The 14,920-nt window shown below is 66.3% G+C and carries 13 protein-coding genes; 2 read left to right on the top strand and 11 right to left on the bottom strand.

What is annotated here, in order from left to right:
• Positions 1-16: 16 nt before the first annotated feature.
• The 4 genes from ACQR1F_RS17715 to ACQR1F_RS17700 all read right to left on the bottom strand — a co-directional run bounded on the left by ACQR1F_RS17715 (position 17) and on the right by ACQR1F_RS17700 (position 4,695).
• A complete protein-coding gene (locus ACQR1F_RS17715) occupies positions 17-943 on the bottom strand; it encodes a TauD/TfdA family dioxygenase (protein ID WP_434913545.1) in 927 nt (308 codons plus the stop codon).
• Between the two features lie 122 nt (positions 944-1,065).
• On the bottom strand, positions 1,066-1,794 hold the full coding sequence (locus ACQR1F_RS17710; RefSeq protein WP_434873067.1) for a thioesterase II family protein: 729 nt from the start codon (positions 1,792-1,794) through the stop codon (positions 1,066-1,068).
• Between the two features lie 20 nt (positions 1,795-1,814).
• The gene (locus ACQR1F_RS17705; RefSeq protein ID WP_315802938.1) at positions 1,815-2,045 is read right to left on the bottom strand and encodes an MbtH family protein; all 231 of its coding nucleotides are present in this window, start codon (positions 2,043-2,045) and stop codon (positions 1,815-1,817) included.
• 355 nt (positions 2,046-2,400) lie between these two features.
• The gene (locus ACQR1F_RS17700) at positions 2,401-4,695 is read right to left on the bottom strand and encodes a TonB-dependent siderophore receptor (RefSeq protein WP_434881123.1); all 2,295 of its coding nucleotides are present in this window, start codon (positions 4,693-4,695) and stop codon (positions 2,401-2,403) included.
• 252 nt (positions 4,696-4,947) lie between these two features.
• Here ACQR1F_RS17700 and ACQR1F_RS17695 point away from each other — a divergent pair, with 252 nt between their 5' ends.
• The gene (locus ACQR1F_RS17695) at positions 4,948-5,292 is read left to right on the top strand and encodes a hypothetical protein (protein ID WP_316180539.1); all 345 of its coding nucleotides are present in this window, start codon (positions 4,948-4,950) and stop codon (positions 5,290-5,292) included.
• Positions 5,293-5,359: 67 nt separating this feature from the next.
• Here ACQR1F_RS17695 and ACQR1F_RS17690 read toward each other — a convergent pair whose 3' ends face one another.
• The 7 genes from ACQR1F_RS17690 to ACQR1F_RS17660 all read right to left on the bottom strand — a co-directional run bounded on the left by ACQR1F_RS17690 (position 5,360) and on the right by ACQR1F_RS17660 (position 13,116).
• Entirely contained in the window at positions 5,360-5,608 is a 249-nt protein-coding gene (locus ACQR1F_RS17690; RefSeq protein ID WP_316237919.1) for a hypothetical protein, read from the bottom strand.
• Positions 5,605-6,735: a PepSY-associated TM helix domain-containing protein gene (locus ACQR1F_RS17685; RefSeq protein ID WP_316180733.1), complete on the bottom strand. Its 1,131-nt coding sequence runs from the start codon at positions 6,733-6,735 to the stop codon at positions 5,605-5,607. The genes ACQR1F_RS17690 and ACQR1F_RS17685 overlap by 4 nt, the downstream gene beginning before the upstream one ends.
• A 346-nt stretch (positions 6,736-7,081) precedes the next feature.
• Positions 7,082-8,533: an aldehyde dehydrogenase gene (locus ACQR1F_RS17680; RefSeq protein WP_434913544.1), complete on the bottom strand. Its 1,452-nt coding sequence runs from the start codon at positions 8,531-8,533 to the stop codon at positions 7,082-7,084.
• On the bottom strand, positions 8,530-9,288 hold the full coding sequence (locus ACQR1F_RS17675) for an ABC transporter ATP-binding protein (RefSeq protein ID WP_434913543.1): 759 nt from the start codon (positions 9,286-9,288) through the stop codon (positions 8,530-8,532). Before ACQR1F_RS17675 ends, ACQR1F_RS17680 begins: the two co-directional genes overlap by 4 nt.
• Entirely contained in the window at positions 9,281-10,948 is a 1,668-nt protein-coding gene (locus ACQR1F_RS17670) for a branched-chain amino acid ABC transporter ATP-binding protein/permease (RefSeq protein WP_434907794.1), read from the bottom strand. Before ACQR1F_RS17670 ends, ACQR1F_RS17675 begins: the two co-directional genes overlap by 8 nt.
• The gene (locus tag ACQR1F_RS17665; RefSeq protein WP_315752511.1) at positions 10,945-11,820 is read right to left on the bottom strand and encodes a branched-chain amino acid ABC transporter permease; all 876 of its coding nucleotides are present in this window, start codon (positions 11,818-11,820) and stop codon (positions 10,945-10,947) included. The genes ACQR1F_RS17670 and ACQR1F_RS17665 overlap by 4 nt, the downstream gene beginning before the upstream one ends.
• 75 nt (positions 11,821-11,895) lie before the next feature.
• Positions 11,896-13,116, bottom strand: a complete 1,221-nt coding sequence (locus ACQR1F_RS17660) for an amino acid ABC transporter substrate-binding protein (RefSeq protein ID WP_434887604.1) — start codon at positions 13,114-13,116, stop codon at positions 11,896-11,898.
• Between the two features lie 219 nt (positions 13,117-13,335).
• Between ACQR1F_RS17660 and ACQR1F_RS17655 the strand changes: the two genes are divergently transcribed.
• Positions 13,336-14,229 carry a helix-turn-helix domain-containing protein gene (locus ACQR1F_RS17655; protein WP_434838914.1) on the top strand — a complete coding sequence of 298 codons (894 nt, stop codon included), beginning with the start codon at positions 13,336-13,338 and terminating at the stop codon, positions 14,227-14,229.
• Positions 14,230-14,920: the final 691 nt, after the last annotated feature.

Raw genomic sequence — 14,920 nt, 5'->3', positions numbered from 1 at the left:
GGTCGATTGCGCGGATTCAGTTCACGCGATGGGCCTGCGCCATCGCGACGATCACCCTGCGCGGCCCCTTGAACGGCTCGCGCGCGTGCGCAGTCAGCATGTTGTCGAGCATGACGACGTCGCCGGTCTGCCACGGGAAGACGATCTTGTGCCGGTCGAGCACGCGGCGGACCGTGGCCAGCGTCTCATCCTCGATCGGCGCGCCGTCGCCGTAGAACGCATTGCGCGGCAGCTCGAGCGGATCGCCGACGATGTCGAGAAGACTCTCCCGAACCTCGGGCGCGAGGCTGGAGACATGGAACAGATGCGCCTGATTGAACCACACCATGTCCCCGGTCACGGGATGCACCGCGGTCCCCTGGCAGACCTGCCGTGTCCGCAATTCGTCGCCATCCTTCCATTCGCAGGCGATGGCATGCGCGGCGCAATAGGCCTCGACCTCGGCCTTCGACTCCGTGCCGAACACCTGCCGCCAGTCGACGTCGAGACCGCTGCCATAGTTGCGGACATACATGACGCCGCGCTCGGCGAAACGGTTGCGGATCGCGGCAGGCATGTCGCGGTGAATGAGCCGGCTGTCGGCGACCGGCGTTTCGCCACCCTGCTGCGTCGCCTGCTCGCAATAGAACCAGATCTTCATCGGCCAGTCGCGCGTATAGGCCTGCTCGTTGTGCAGCGGGATGCTCTGGTGCGGCGGATATTCGGTCGATGTGTAGACGCCGGCGCTGACCTTCGATCGCGGCGTCGAGCCGAATTCGTAGGACAGCAGCGGATGGCCGAAGCTCGCGGCAAAGCTCCTGAACGCCTCGGCGCCATCGAGATGGAAGCCACGGAAGAGAATTCCGCCGCAGGCGTAGAGCTGACGCTCGATCATGTCGCGGACGTCGCTGACGGCCTCTATCAGCGGCTGCTGCTCGCGGCTGGCCCGCAGAAGGAACGGCAACGAATCTTGCTCTACTTTAGATTGTGTTGCGAACATGACCTCTCCCCGTCTCCCGTCGATTTCAGCATCAAAGTCTCATCACCAGCCGGCTCGCCGGCTGGGCCACGCTTTCGGCACGCCGCTCAAGGCCCCGCGCGAGCAACGGCGAGCTCCGGCCGGGCCGCGCGTGCCAGCAATGCGGCAAGGAGATTCAGCAGATCCGCCTGCCGGCTATGGATGAAGAAATGGTCGCCCGGCAACGTGTCGCGGCCGAACGCGCCGGAGGTCTCGGCCCGCCACGCCTCCAGCGCCTCGGCGCGCGTCTCGTCGAGATCGCCGCCGAACACGTGCAGCGGACAGGGCAACGGCTGGCGCCGCTGATAGACGTAGGTCCCGCACATCAGGAAGTCGGCCCGCAGGATCGGCAGCGCGCTGCGCATGATCTCCATGCTTTCGAACGCCTCCGGCGGTGTGCCGTTCAGCCTGAGAAGCTCGTCGCGCAACGCGTCGTCGCCGAGCGGCTCGCGCCAGCGGCTGCCGTCGCGCACGGCCGGCGCTTCCGTTCCGGACACGAGCAACATCTGCGGCCGCGGCGCACCGCGCGCGAGCAGCCGGTGCGCGAGCTCGAAGGCGAGCAAGCCGCCAAGACTGTGCCCGAACAGAGCGTAGGGCTGCGCCAACGGCGACCCGATCAGTTCGGACGCGAGCTGATCCGCCAGCACGGCCGCATCCGTCTGCAGCGGCTCGTCCATCCGCGCGCCACGTCCGGGAAGCTCCAGCGGCAGGACCTCGATCCAGGACGGAAGACCTCTCCTCCAGCGCGCGTAGACCATGGCGCTGCCGCCGGCATGGGGCAAACAGATCAGCCGCATGGCAGCCATCCTCCCTCGCTTCAGGATTCGGCAGAGGCCTGCGTGTTCTCCTGCATGAATTTCCGCAGCGAGAGCGGCCGCATGTCGGTCCACACCTGTTCGATATGGTCCAGACACTCCTTCTTGTTCCCGGTGACGCCTATGGCCGTCCACCCGTTCGGAATGTCCTTGAATGTCGGCCAGATCGAATATTGCTCTTCGTGATTCACGACGACGGTGAAGGTGACGTCGTCCCTGTCGAAGACCATCATGACCGGCTACTCCCTACTAACAAGCGACGTTGATGAACTACGAGTAATGCAGTTGATAATGACAGTCAAAAGGATACCGCCGATCGAAGTTTTTAATCTCTCCAAGGTGACACGCGGGTGACGACCCAACATCTGGATGCATCGGCTTCAAGTCGGTGATTCCGGCGGCTCTACAGCAATTGCCGTGTAGTTCGGTGTTGCATCACGCTCCATTCGCTTGCCCGCCTTGGCATGCGCGCCACAGACCGCACACTCTCCGTCGAATGGACATGCAACTCTACGCGTCGCTCTAACTAACCAAGCCGCCGCACATCTGCCGTGCGGCGGCCTGGTCGCCCTCATGTACGTCGACGCTTCAGAAGTTGAACGTCGTGGAAACGAGGTAGGTGCGCGGCGCGCCCAGCGTGATCACGCCACTATAGGCGGACGCCCAATAGGTCTTGTCGAACACGTTCTCGACGCTGGCGCGAACGATGATCGGCTTGCCGTTCCACGGCGAGGTGAACTTGTAGCGCGCGCCCAGGTCCACCCGCGTCCAATCTGGCAACGAGAGCGTATTGGTTGCGTTGACATATTGCGCGGCCGTGTAGACGACCCGGCCCGTCAGGGTCAGGTCGCGTGCGAACGGCGTGTCCCATTCGGCGCCGAGGTTGACCGTCAGTTCGGGCACACCGATGGCGCGCTTGCCGTCCGTCGTGCCGCCTTGCGTCTTCTCCTGCACGCCGTGGGTGTAGGCCGCGCCTCCGAGCAGGCGCAGCTCCGGCGTGATCTCGCCGAACACATTGAACTCGGCTCCGGTATTTCGCTGCAAGCCGTTGAGCACCTGGGCGGGCAATGCCACCCCTGCCGTTGCGACGCTGATGATGCTCGGGCGCGAGATGTCGAAGGCGCTGAGCGTCGTCGTGATGCGGCCGAAATCGACCTTGATTCCGGTCTCCACCTGCTTGGTCTGCCCGGGTGGAAACACCGTGCCGACATTGCTGAAGTTGCCGGTGACGACGGCCGGGGTCTGCAAACCCTCGATATAGTTGGCGTAGAGCGCGACCTGCTGGACCGGCTTGACGACGAGCGCATAGGCCGGCGTCCAAACCGAGGTGTCCGCGAACGGCCTGCTCGACCCCGGCGCGACGAAATTCGTTATCTCGGTCCCCGCGGTCTGGCGGCGCGCACCGACGGTCAGCTGGATCCTCTTGTCGAGAATGGACATCGTGTCGGAGACGCCGACGCTCCAGAGATTCGCGCCGACGATCTGATTGGCTGCCAGCGTCGACGAGAATCCCGGCAGCGCGATGTTCGAGGGATCACGATAGAGATTCCAAGGCGTCGCCGCCGACAGCGTCCCCGTGACCACACGCTGGGTATAGGTGCGATCGGTGACGGAGTAGCCGACATTGATGGCGTGGTTGACGGGCCCGGTGTCGGCGGTCAGCCGAAGGCCGGCTTCGCCCGCCAACGTCTCATAGGTCTCGCTCCCCGTAAGCGGGGTTCCGGTGAGAACGCCGTTATTGCCGAGAACCGGCGACGTATAGCGATAGTTGATGTTGCTGTCGTGATAGCCGAACCCTGCGTAGGCCGTGATGTGATCGCTGAGATCGACCTCGCCCTTGACCGTCGAGAAGAAATCGGTCGGCGCATAATAGGCCCACGGCATCTGGAAGTTGGTGCCGGACGGCGGCGGCGACGCGATGCTCGTCGTGGTCGGGCCGACCGTGAAGAAGCGAAGCGGCGGATTCAGCTTGTCCGCCTGATATCCGATATCGGCGTCGATGCGAACGTTCTCGCCGTGATAGTCGACCGCGAGGTGAGCATTTCCGAACTCGTCGGTCTGGCGGTCCCACGGCGTATTGCCGTTGGAATACTTGCTGTTGAGACGGACGCCCCACTCCTTGTGCTCGCCGTAGCGGCGGCTGACATCGACCTCCTCGCCGAACTGCGATCGCGACGCGAAGGTCGCCGTGAGTTGCGTGATGTCGGTGTCGGGCGCGTGCTTGGTGATGAGATTGACGCTGCCGCCGACCGCACCGCCGCTCGAGGCGCCGGTGCCGCCGACCGTCATGCCGTTGAGCAGAGCCGCCGGCCCCTTGAGCAGCTCGACCCGCTCGATGAAATTGGCGCCCGTCGAATAATACGGCGCAATGCCGGCGAGGCCGTTCAAGGCGTAGTCGCCGCTGTCATAGTAGAAGCCGCGGATGAACAGGCTGTCGGCGCCGCCGCCGGCCGCCTGGATCGTCCGCACCGAGGGATCATTGATCAGCACGTCGCGAATCGTGCGGGCCTGCTGGTTCTGGATGAGCTGCGAGGTGAAGCTCGTCTGGTTGAAGGGCGTGTTCATGATGCCGCGATTGCCGAGGAGTCCGAGGCCGCCGCCGCTGGCGACCTGGCCGCCGGCATAGGGCGACGGCGGCGCGCCGACTGTTCCCGTCGACGGCGTCACGTAGGCCACCGGGGCGGTCGGCGGCAGGTTGCGCGGCGCGACGCGGCGCTGCTGAGCGGTTCGCGTCGCGGTCGCCTGCGGTCTCGAGGCGGTCTGCCGGACTTTCGGCTTCGGCGCGTCGACGGTCACGTCGGGGAGCTTGGTCTGCGCGAAGGCCGGTTGAACGCCTCCGACATTCAGCGTGAGCGCCAATGAGCTCACAAGTCCCAACGACATCGTCAATCCAACGTCTTTATCCAAAATGCGACAAACCATCCTGACACCCCGATCATTCCAAGTTCCAACTCGGCTCGTCGGTGGTCCTAACACACAGGTATTTGAGGATGGCGTCGCGCGACGTAGAACCCGTCTAACGAGCGACAGTCTCGCCGAATCGGTCAGCTCAACAGATTGCCGCTACTACGAGATTTTTTTCCCGCCGCTTCTTTGAAGCCTTCCAAAGAAGCGCATGTCGCGCGGAAGGCCGACGTGATCGTGTCGGCTGATACAACTCAGGACACCAATCGTCTCGAACTCATCGAAATCATTTCGATCAATCGTACGATGATAACTAATCACATTGCCACTTTTGAATCAATCTTTGCGTTCAAATGCGCCGCATCTCCGCCGCGCCGCGCGCAGATCGGAGAGAGCATCGTGACCGTTGTATCTGTTTGTTTCCGGGGCGGAGAGACGCCGCTCGCGGCGGCGCTCACTGCGCGAGACCGATCACGCGCCGCCGACGCAGCGTGCGGCCATCGCGATGACGCGGCGCGCGAGAGAAGACGCGTAAGAGAAGAGATGCGTGGGATCGTTGGCCGGCCGAGCGCGTAGTCCCGCGGCGCGGATCGAGGTCAATGATGCGGGGCGTCTTCCGCCGACCGGCGGCGGACGTCAGCGCTCAGAGCGGCCCATCCTGCGTTCCGGCCTTCGCGACGCGGCTCCTTTTCGTGCCGTAGGCGAGCGACAGCAGGATCGGAATCGACAGGCCGAGCCAGCACAGGCCATCCCACAGGCCGTCGCCGAACAGTCCGAAGGCGAGCCCGGCCGCGGCAACGAGGCCGATCAGCAGCGGCGCACGAAACACCTGCCAGGTCGAGAGTTGCGCGACGCGGGAGGACGGCGTCGCCGAGGCAGCGGAGGAGCTCATGTCGACACCACTGCCGGCGCGGCCGATGCCACGACACCTGACGCCTTCCTGCGGAAGCCCCAGCGCTTGGCGGCCCACAGATAGAGTCCACTGCACAGCACGATGATCGTGATCACGTCGAGAGCGGCCCAGATGATCTTCAGCGGCAACCCGCCATAATCACCGAAGTGCAGCGGCCGCGATACCTGCAACGCGGTGAGGTACCAGGCGAGCTCGGGCACGACCATCTTGCTGCTGTCCTGGGCGTCGACCAGGACCGGCTTGAACATGCGCGCGGTGAACGGCGTGCGGCCCTTGGTCCAGATCATCAGGTGCTGCGGGCTGCCGAACCGCGTCGTCGTCGGCAGGGTGATGGACGTCACCAGCCGGTCCGGGAATGCGGTGCGGACGGCGCCGACGGCGGCCTCGATCGACTTTGCTTCCGCCAGCGGCTTGCCCTGATAGGGCGCGAGCAGCGCCGGCATGGTCTTTGCGCGCCAGAGGTCGAACAGCGGCACCGCCAGCGTGTTGATGGTGCCGGTCAGACCGACCGCGAGCGCCCAGCTCACCGTGACGATGCCGAGCAGATTGTGCAGGTCGAGCCATTTCAGCCGCGCCGAGCGATCCCGCACCGTGCCGAACTGCAGGCGCCGCATGAAGGGCCAGTAGACGACGACGCCCGAGACGATGGACGCCGCGAACACCAGTCCCATCAGTCCGAGAAAGAGCTCGCCCGGCAGGCCGGTGAACATGTCGCGGTGGATGCGCAGGATCACGTCCATGACGTCCTGATGCGGCGCCTCCTCGCCGAGCACGACGCCGGTGCGCGCATCAACGGTGAGCCGATGAAACTGCCCGGGCACCGGAATGGCGGTCGGCGACATCGCGACCACGATCAGCGGCTCCGCCTGCTTCAGGCTCACGAACAGCGCATGCTGCTGCGGCAACTGCTGCTTGGCCGCCGCGATCAGGCGGTCGAGCGGCAGCAGCGGCGTGTCGGCCGGCATCGCCGGCGCGGCGATCTCGTCCTCGAACAGATGATCGATTTCCTCATGGAAGATCAGCGGAAGCCCGGTCAGGCACAGCATCAGCAGGAAGATCATGCTGATCAGCGACGTCCACGTATGAACCTGAACCCACAGCCGCATGCGCTCGAACCCACCCTTCGTCATCGACGTTGCACGTGTTGAGCCGAACGTCCGGCAAGAGAAGGGCCGCAGCAAACTGAATCGATCTAAAGCCGTTGGAATTTCTTTAAAGTAGCGCGCCTGTCTGCCGCAACCAGCGGAGCCGCAACGTGAATTTCGATCGTGCCTCGCACCATCGATGCCCGGCGGGGGCGCGTCTCACCGCCGCGACGTCGCGCGCCGACGTCGCTGCTGCCGATGTCTCGGACACAGTTCGAATCGTTTCCGCGCATGGCCGCGCGGAATGCAACCGGCTCCGGCTGCATCCGACGATGCGCCAGAGCCGGGCCACGGATGAGTTCCCGCCTCAGAATGGGTAGTGCCGCTCGCCGGTCTGCACCGTGATCCAGCGCAGCTCGGTGAACTCGTCGATCGCGGCCTTGCCGCCGAAGCGGCCATAGCCAGAGGCCTTGACGCCGCCGAACGGCATCTGCGGCTCGTCATGCACCGTCGGCGCGTTGACGTGGCAGATGCCGGATTCGATCCGCTTGGCGACAGCGATCGCGCGAGCGATGTCGCGGCCGAACACCGCCGACGACAGGCCATATTCGGTGTCGTTGGCGACGCGCACGGCCTCGTCGACGCCGCTGACGCGCACGACGGTGACGACGGGACCAAAACTCTCCTCGCCATAGATGCGCATCGCCGGCGTGATGTGATCGACGATGGTCGCGGGCATGATCGTGCCGCTGCCGCGGCCGCCGGCCGCCAGCACCGCGCCCTTGGCCACCGCGTCCTCGATCAGGCCGCCGACACGGTCGCAGGCGGCGGCGCTGACCAGCGAGCCCAGCACCACGTCGCCCTTGCGCGGATCTCCGTAAGGCAGGCTGTTGGCCTTGGCGGCGAACTTCGCGACGAATGCATCCGCCACCTTGTCGTCGACCACGATGCGCTCGGTCGACATGCAGATCTGGCCCTGGTTCATGAAGGCGCCGAACGCGGCGGCATTCACCGTGGCGTCGAGATCGGCGTCGTCGAGAATGACCAGCGGCGCCTTGCCGCCGAGCTCGAGCAGCGCGCGCTTCAATTGCCTGGCACAGGCCATGGCGATGAGACGGCCGACGCGGGTCGAGCCGGTGAAGTTGACGCGGCGGATCGCGGGATGGGCGATCAGCGCCTCGACCACGGCCTGCGCATCCTCGGGCGCGTTGGTCACGACGTTGACGACGCCGTCGCCGAGACCACCTTCGGCCAGGCACGCGCCGATCAGCCGATGCACGCCCGGGCTCATCTCCGAGGCCTTCAGCACCACGGTGTTGCCGCAGGCGAGCGGCATCGCCACCGAGCGGACACCGAGGATGACCGGCGCATTCCACGGCGCGATGCCGAGCACGACGCCGACCGGCTGGCGATGCGCCAGCGCGATGTTGTCGGGCACGTCGGTCGGAATCACCTCGCCCGCGATCTGCGTCGTCATCGCCGCGGCCTCGCGCAGCATGCCCTCGGCGAGATGCACGTTGAAGCCGGCCCAGCCCGCGGTGGCGCCGGTCTCGGCCATCATCAGCGCGACGAACTCCGGTGCATTGCGCGCCAGCGCATCGGCTGCCGCATTGAGCCGCTTGCGGCGTTCGCCAGGGCCGAGCCGGGACCACGCCGGAAACGCCGCCGCGGCGGCATCGGCGGCGCGCAGCGCGTCGTCGATCGACGCCGCCGCGACGATGGTTGCGATCTCGCCGCTGATCGGATTGAGGCGCTGGAAGGTGCGCTGATTGGCGGCGGACTGATCCTTGCCGCCAATCAGGAGATTGATCGCGTTCATGGAAGACTCCCGGGTTCGCTGGAGGTTGCTGGAGATTTCGGCGCGCGCGACTGGCCGAGATAGGCGCGCTGGATGTCGGGATTGTTCTTCATCTCGGACGCCGCGCCTTCGCCGGCATTGCGCCCCTGCTCGATCAGGTAGACGCGGTCGGCGATGTCCAGGCTGGCGCGCGCGTTCTGCTCGACCATCAGGATGCCGACGCCGTCGCCGCGGATCGTCTTGAGCGCCCGGAACACCTCGCGGCTCAAGAGCGGCGACAGTCCGAGCGACGGCTCGTCGAGCAGCAGCAGCTCGGGCCGCGACATCAGCGCGCGGCCGATCGCGACCATCTGCTGCTCGCCGCCGCTCATGGTCCTCACGGCCTGGCTCATGCGCTCGGTAAGGCGCGGAAACAGTTGCAGCACGTGCGCGAGCCGCGCGGCCTCGCCGTCGCGGGCGCGCGCCGGATAGGCGCCGAGCTGGAGGTTCTCGGCGACGGTGAGATCGCCGAAGACGCCGCGGCCTTCCGGCACCAGCGCGATGCCGCGCTCGACGATCAGATGCGGCGCGAGCGAGGCGATGTCCGTCCCGCCGAGCCGGATCACGGCCCCGGGCGACGGCCGGATCAGTCCCGCGATCGCCTTCAGCAGGGTCGACTTGCCGGCGCCATTGGCGCCGAGGATGGCGACGATCTCGCCGCGCGCGACCTCGAGCGCGACGTCGGTGAGCGCCTGGTGCTTGCCATAGGCATGCGACAGCCGCGTGATCTCAAGCATCGGGCTCTCCGAGATAGGCCGTGATCACGGTGGGATCGGCGAGCACCTCGCCCGGCGTGCCGCGCGCGATCACGTTGCCGGCGCTCATCACGACGCAGCGGTCGCACAGCGCGCGGATCGCATCCATCACGTGCTCGACCATCACGATGGTGATGCCGCGGTCGCGCAGCGAGGCGATCAGCCCGATGCCGGTCTCGAGCTCGGTCGGATTGAGCCCGGCCAGCCATTCGTCGAGCAGCACAACACGCGGATGCAACGCCAGCGCGCGGGCGAGCTCCAGCCGCTTCTGGTCGATGTAAGTGAGATCGCCCGCCAGCATCTCCGCCATGCCATCGAGGCCGACCAGGGCGAGCAGCTCATGGATCGATTCCGCGGCCGCACCGGTCTGGCGCGTGCGGAACAACGCCGACGCCGCGACATTCTCGGCGACCGTCAGGTCCGGCATCACCCGCACCAACTGGAAGGTGCGGGCAAGCCCGAGCCGCGCGATCCGGTGGGCGGCCATGCCGTTGATGACGGTGCCGTCGAAGCGGATGGTGCCGTCCGACGGCACCAGCGCGCCGGAGAGCATGTTGAGCAGCGTCGTCTTGCCGGAGCCGTTGGGACCGATGACGCCGAGGATCTCGCCGGCGCGGACGTCGAGACTGACCTTGTCGACGGCGCGCAGGCCGCCGAAGGATTTGCCGACGGTCTCGGCGATGAGCAGCGTTCCGCCCTGCTCCGGCTTGGCGCCGGCGACCTTGGGCTCGCGCCGCCAGACCCGATCGACCACCCCGATCACGCCCTTCGGGAGCGCCATCACGATGCCGATGAAGATGAGGCCGAGCACGATGCTGAAATGGTTGGGCAGCGCGGCTGTCAGCACCTCGAACAGCAGCACCAGCGGGATGACGCCGAGCACCGGGCCGATCAGCGAGCCGGCGCCGCCGAGCAGCGCCATGATCACGACCTGGAACGAGATCATCGGATTGAAGGCGATCGCCGGATCGATATAGGTCCAGCGCGGCGCCATGATCGCGCCGGTCACCGACATGAACATCGCGCTGAGGATGAAGACCCCGAGCTTCACCGCCGTCGCATCGATGCCGGAATGGCGCGCGGCGGTCTCGTCGGCGCCGATCGCGCGCAGCGCGAGGCCATAGCGCGAGCGCGTCAGCAGAAAGCCCGTGAGGAAGACCAGCGCCGTCAGCGCGCAGAGCTGCCAGTACAGCATCTCCTGGGTGATGTCGCTGAACAAATAGCGGCCGACCGATTTGTGGATGTTGACCTCGTACCAGATCACGAGCTGGCGGATCAGCTCGGCCAGGCCGAACGAGAAGATGATGAAGTAGATGCCGGACAGCCGCAGCGTCGACAGGCCGGTGATGGCCGCGACGACGGCGCCGACACCCGCAGCGGTCATCAGTTGCAGCGGCCAGCTCAGCGTCTCGCCCGTCGCCGCCGCCGTATAGGCGCCGATGCCGAAGAACGCAGCCGTCGCCAGCGAGACGTAGCGGGTCGGTCCGGAAAACATGGCCCAGGCGGTTGCCAGCACGGTGAAATAGAGAATGCTGATGCCGAGCGCGAGATAGTAGCCGTTGGCATAGAGCGGCAGCGTGACCGCTGCGGCAACGCCGACGAGCCCGATGCACCAGGCGAGAATCTTGCCAGGGCTGATCACGACGCCGCCTTTCCGAACAGTCCGGTCGGCCGGATCAGCAGCACGGCGAGAAACATCGCAAACGTCGCGGCCAAGGTCAGCCCGGGATCGACCAGCCGCGCCACCGCGGTCTCGACGACGCCGAGCAGCAGCCCTGCGGCCAGCGCGCCCATGACATTGCCGACGCCCCCCATGATCACGACCACCAGCGCCTTCATCGTGAAGACGACGCCCATCGAGGCGTTGAAGGTGAGGAACATGCTGACGAGCACCCCGCCGGCGGCGACCAGTCCACCACCGAACGCAAACGCCAGTCCTGCGAGCCAAGCGACATCGATGCCGACGAGCCGCGCGGCATTGGCATCGACCGCGACGGCACGCACGGCCGTACCGATCCTCGTCCGCGTCAGCGCGAGATAGACGCCGGTGCCGATCAGCGCGGCGAAACCGAGCGCGACCAGCCGGTTCACCGCGAGCGTCGAGCCGAGCACCGTCACGGGAATGGAGAGATAGCTGTAGCTGTAATACTGCCCGCCAAAAGCGACCAGCATGATGCCCTGGATCACGAACAGCACGCCGAAGGTGACGAGGATGCTGTCGACCTCCTGGGCACCGGCGTCCTTGCCGCGGCGGATCAGGCGCTGCAGCAACAGCCTGTAGAGCAGCCAGTTCAGCAGTCCCGCGGCGGGCATCGCCAGCAGCAGCGCCAGCAGCGGACTCAGTTGCAGGCCGGAATAGAGCGACAGCGTGCCGAACGCGGCCGCGACCAGCGACTCGCCATAGGACAGGTTCATGATGCGCGCCACGCCATATTGCAGCGTCAGGCCGAGCGCGATCAGGGCATACATGCCCCCCAGCACCAGACCGGGCAGCAGGATGTCGAACAGCAGCATGGGATGGTGCCTCTTGCGCGAGGCCCGCGGACGCGCGCATTGACGCGCGTCCGCAAGCTCACGACCTCGTTCCGGCTATTTCCACTCGGGCTTCGGCACGACCGCGGCGCGTGCGCCGGGCAGCGAGGCCGGCGCCAGGGCGTAGAACTCGCCGTTCTGCCACTGGCCGACGCTCCAGACCTCCTGCAGCAGGCCGTCCTTCAGCTTCACCTTGCCGATGATGGTGTCGAAAGAGCCCTCGCGGATCTCCTTGGCGACCGCGGTACGGTCGACCTTGCCGACCTTCTCGATCGCCTGCTGCAGCACCTGCAGGCTGGCATAGGTGATCGGGCTCGCCCAGCGATCCGGCTCCTGCCCGGTCGCCGCCTTGTGGCGGGCGAGATAGTCCTTGAGCGCGGGCGCGTCGGCGTTCCAGCCGCCGATGCCCATCACGCCGTCGCTGCCCGCGCCGAACTTGCCCTTGAACAGCGGGAACGCCGTGCCGACGCCGACATAGAAGACCTTCGGATTGTACTTGAGCAGTTGCGCCTGCTCGGTCAGCCCGATCGTATCCGGCGGATAGCTGAAGGCGACGAAGGCATCGGCTTTGCTCGCGATCGCATCCTTGAGCAGCGGCTGCAGATCCTGCGAGCCCATCGGATAGGTCTTGTCGTAGGCGACGGTCAGTCCGGCCTTCTTGAAGGCCTCGCGCCCGGCGGCGGCCAGCTCGATGCCGAACTGATCGGCGACGCTGACCATCGCGACGCTGCCGCCGATCTTGCCCTCGCTCTTCAGCTTGCCGAGCAGCTCGGCGAGCCCGTTGGAGATCTGCGCCGACGTGCCGAGCCAGAAGGTGGCATTGGCCCAGCGCTTGGCGAGCTCTGGCGCCTTGTCGGTCACCGACGTCACCGCGAGATGCGGATAGCCGAGCCGGTTCAAGGTCGGACCGACCGCAAGGTTGAGACCGGTGCCCCAGGGCGGCAGGATGAAGTCGACCTTGTCCTGGTTGGCGAGGCGCTCGATCGCCTTCACCGCCTCTTCCGACGAGCTGCGGTCGTCATATTCGACGATCTCGACCGGCAGCCGCTTGTCGCCGAGCTTGATGCCGCCGGCCGCGTTCACGTCCTTCACCCAGAGCTGATAGTTCGGCAGCGTGGTGATGCCGGCGCCGCCGGCATAGGGGCCGGTCTTCGAGATCGCATAGCCGATGCGGATCTTGTCCTGTGTCTGGGCCTGCGCGGCCGATACGGCAAAGCCGGCTGCGATCGCCGCCGCTCCCGCGATCCGTAGCACCTGACGACGGTTGGTCGAAGTCATGTCCTTGTCCTCCTCCCATGTTCACGCGCGCGGACCGCGCGGGTGAATCGGTGACGTTCCTCTGCCCCGGCGTCGTCCGCGGTTTTTTGTTTGCGGTCGTCGGGACTTGACGAGGGAAACACCGCAGGCTTGGGTGGCGCAATGGACAGTTCCGGCAAAAGAGTGCACTTTTCTGGGGCGACGACTGCGCGTAATGCCGCGCCTCGGACGCTGCCGCCGGTGGCTCGCGGCACCCCGGCAGCGCTCGGCGCCGAAGCCATTCCCACGCATTTCGAGGCACGGCGCTGGGCCCTGCGGTCGGATGCCGCGCGGCCGTTCGTCCACCTGCTCTGCCTCTCCGCCGGGGCTGCCTCGGCGCGCTTCGCCGATGACGAAATCCAGACCTGGTCCGGTCCGGCGCTGGTCTGGCTGCCGGCGGGAGAGGCCGAGCATCTCGACGTCGCGGCCGGCTCGGCCGGCCATCTCCTGCGGCTGCGCTCCGGGCTCTGGCACCGCCACCTGCCCTCCTCCGCCGAGCCCGCCTATCTCGACCTCGCAGGCACCGAGGCCGTCCTGGCCTTCTCGGTCACGGCCGAGTTCGCCGCGGTCATCGCGCGCTCGATGGCGGCGATCGCAGCCGAGATCGAAAATCCGTCACGGCGCGGCGCGGCCTCGATCACGTCATCGGAGCTGACCCTGTGCGTGCTGCGCTTCTGGCGGCTGTTTGCCGACGACAGCGCCGGCGAGGCGCAGGGCTCCAGCGCCGAGATCCTGAGCCGCTTTCGCCGGCTCGTCGAGGAACGCTTTCATCAGCAACTGCGGGTCGCCGACTACGCTGCGTTGCTCGGCGTGACGCCGGATCGCCTGCACGCGCTGTGCACCCGGGTGCTGCAGCGGTCACCGAGCGCGCTGATTCAGCAACGCGTCATTCAGGAGGCGGCGACCCGGCTCGAAACCACCACCGCGACGATCAAGCAGATCGCCTTCGCGCTCGGCTTCAAGGACAGCGCCTATTTCAACCGCTTCTTCGTCAGGCACACCGGCCAATCACCGGGCGCGTGGCGCAAGGGCGTTTCGTCGCAGCGGACCAAAGGCCAGCCGCGGGCCATCCTCAACTTCGCCGACTGGCCGTGACGGAGCGGCGCAGCCAGGCGCCTCGGTCGTCCTCCTTGTCGGTCCAGGACGACGCGTCAGCGTCGGACCAGAAAATCCCGAGGTTCGGACGGGCGGCGCAATCGTTGGATGCTCGATGCGCCGAGAAACTGATTTCCGCTGCGCGATCAAGCTGATTTGGCCTGTCCAGTCCCCGCGCCGAAAATATTTCTCTTTCGTTTTTCCGAAAATCATGGTTCTATTCCTACATCCCGTCTCGAACTGAGGGGCGTATCGCGGTCGTCACGACATGCGAGGCGGGGAGCGGTGGGCGGGGTGGATTGCAGCGCGCGTTGCTCGCGCCGACGAACAATTCGCCACGCACGGTCAAGTCGCGCGGTCCTGATATCCCGATGCTGATATCAACTCACGTCGAGGCCCTGGCTTCGCGTGGGGATGGTGGCCAGAAAGCCCGGCGCACCAGGGAGAACGCGAAGCAGCCGTTCAACCATCGCGCAGGGAGGGCCGGGTTTCCGGCTGACCTGTGGTACCTGCCGCCTGCATTTTTTTCGCAGGCGGGCCACGGGCCTCAGTCGAGGTCCGGCTCTCCCTGCGCCCTCACGCTTTCCGAGGGCCTCACGACGCATCACCCGGACGGGCCATCCGCCGCGGGATCGCGCGATCATGCGCGCCTTTCCGCAAGCGAGGCAACCTGATGCTTCCACATTGATGT

Source organism: Bradyrhizobium sp. HKCCYLS3013 (assembly GCF_051167615.1).
Lineage (GTDB): Bacteria > Pseudomonadota > Alphaproteobacteria > Rhizobiales > Xanthobacteraceae > Bradyrhizobium.
The sequence above is the reverse complement of the archived record's forward strand: the minus strand, read 5'-3'. Positions and strand labels throughout refer to the sequence as shown.

Excerpts from the sequence above, each read along its gene's own strand:
- ACQR1F_RS17710 (WP_434873067.1), bottom strand. The coding sequence starts at position 1,794 with ATGCGGCTGATCTGTTTGCCCCATGCCGGCGGCAGCGCCATGGTCTAC.
- ACQR1F_RS17705 (WP_315802938.1), bottom strand. The coding sequence starts at position 2,045 with ATGATGGTCTTCGACAGGGACGACGTCACCTTCACCGTCGTCGTGAAT.
- ACQR1F_RS17700 (WP_434881123.1), bottom strand. The coding sequence starts at position 4,695 with ATGTCGTTGGGACTTGTGAGCTCATTGGCGCTCACGCTGAATGTCGGA.
- ACQR1F_RS17690 (WP_316237919.1), bottom strand. The coding sequence starts at position 5,608 with ATGAGCTCCTCCGCTGCCTCGGCGACGCCGTCCTCCCGCGTCGCGCAA.
- ACQR1F_RS17685 (WP_316180733.1), bottom strand. The coding sequence starts at position 6,735 with ATGCGGCTGTGGGTTCAGGTTCATACGTGGACGTCGCTGATCAGCATG.
- ACQR1F_RS17680 (WP_434913544.1), bottom strand. The coding sequence starts at position 8,533 with ATGAACGCGATCAATCTCCTGATTGGCGGCAAGGATCAGTCCGCCGCC.
- ACQR1F_RS17675 (WP_434913543.1), bottom strand. The coding sequence starts at position 9,288 with ATGCTTGAGATCACGCGGCTGTCGCATGCCTATGGCAAGCACCAGGCG.
- ACQR1F_RS17665 (WP_315752511.1), bottom strand. The coding sequence starts at position 11,820 with ATGCTGCTGTTCGACATCCTGCTGCCCGGTCTGGTGCTGGGGGGCATG.
- ACQR1F_RS17660 (WP_434887604.1), bottom strand. The coding sequence starts at position 13,116 with ATGACTTCGACCAACCGTCGTCAGGTGCTACGGATCGCGGGAGCGGCG.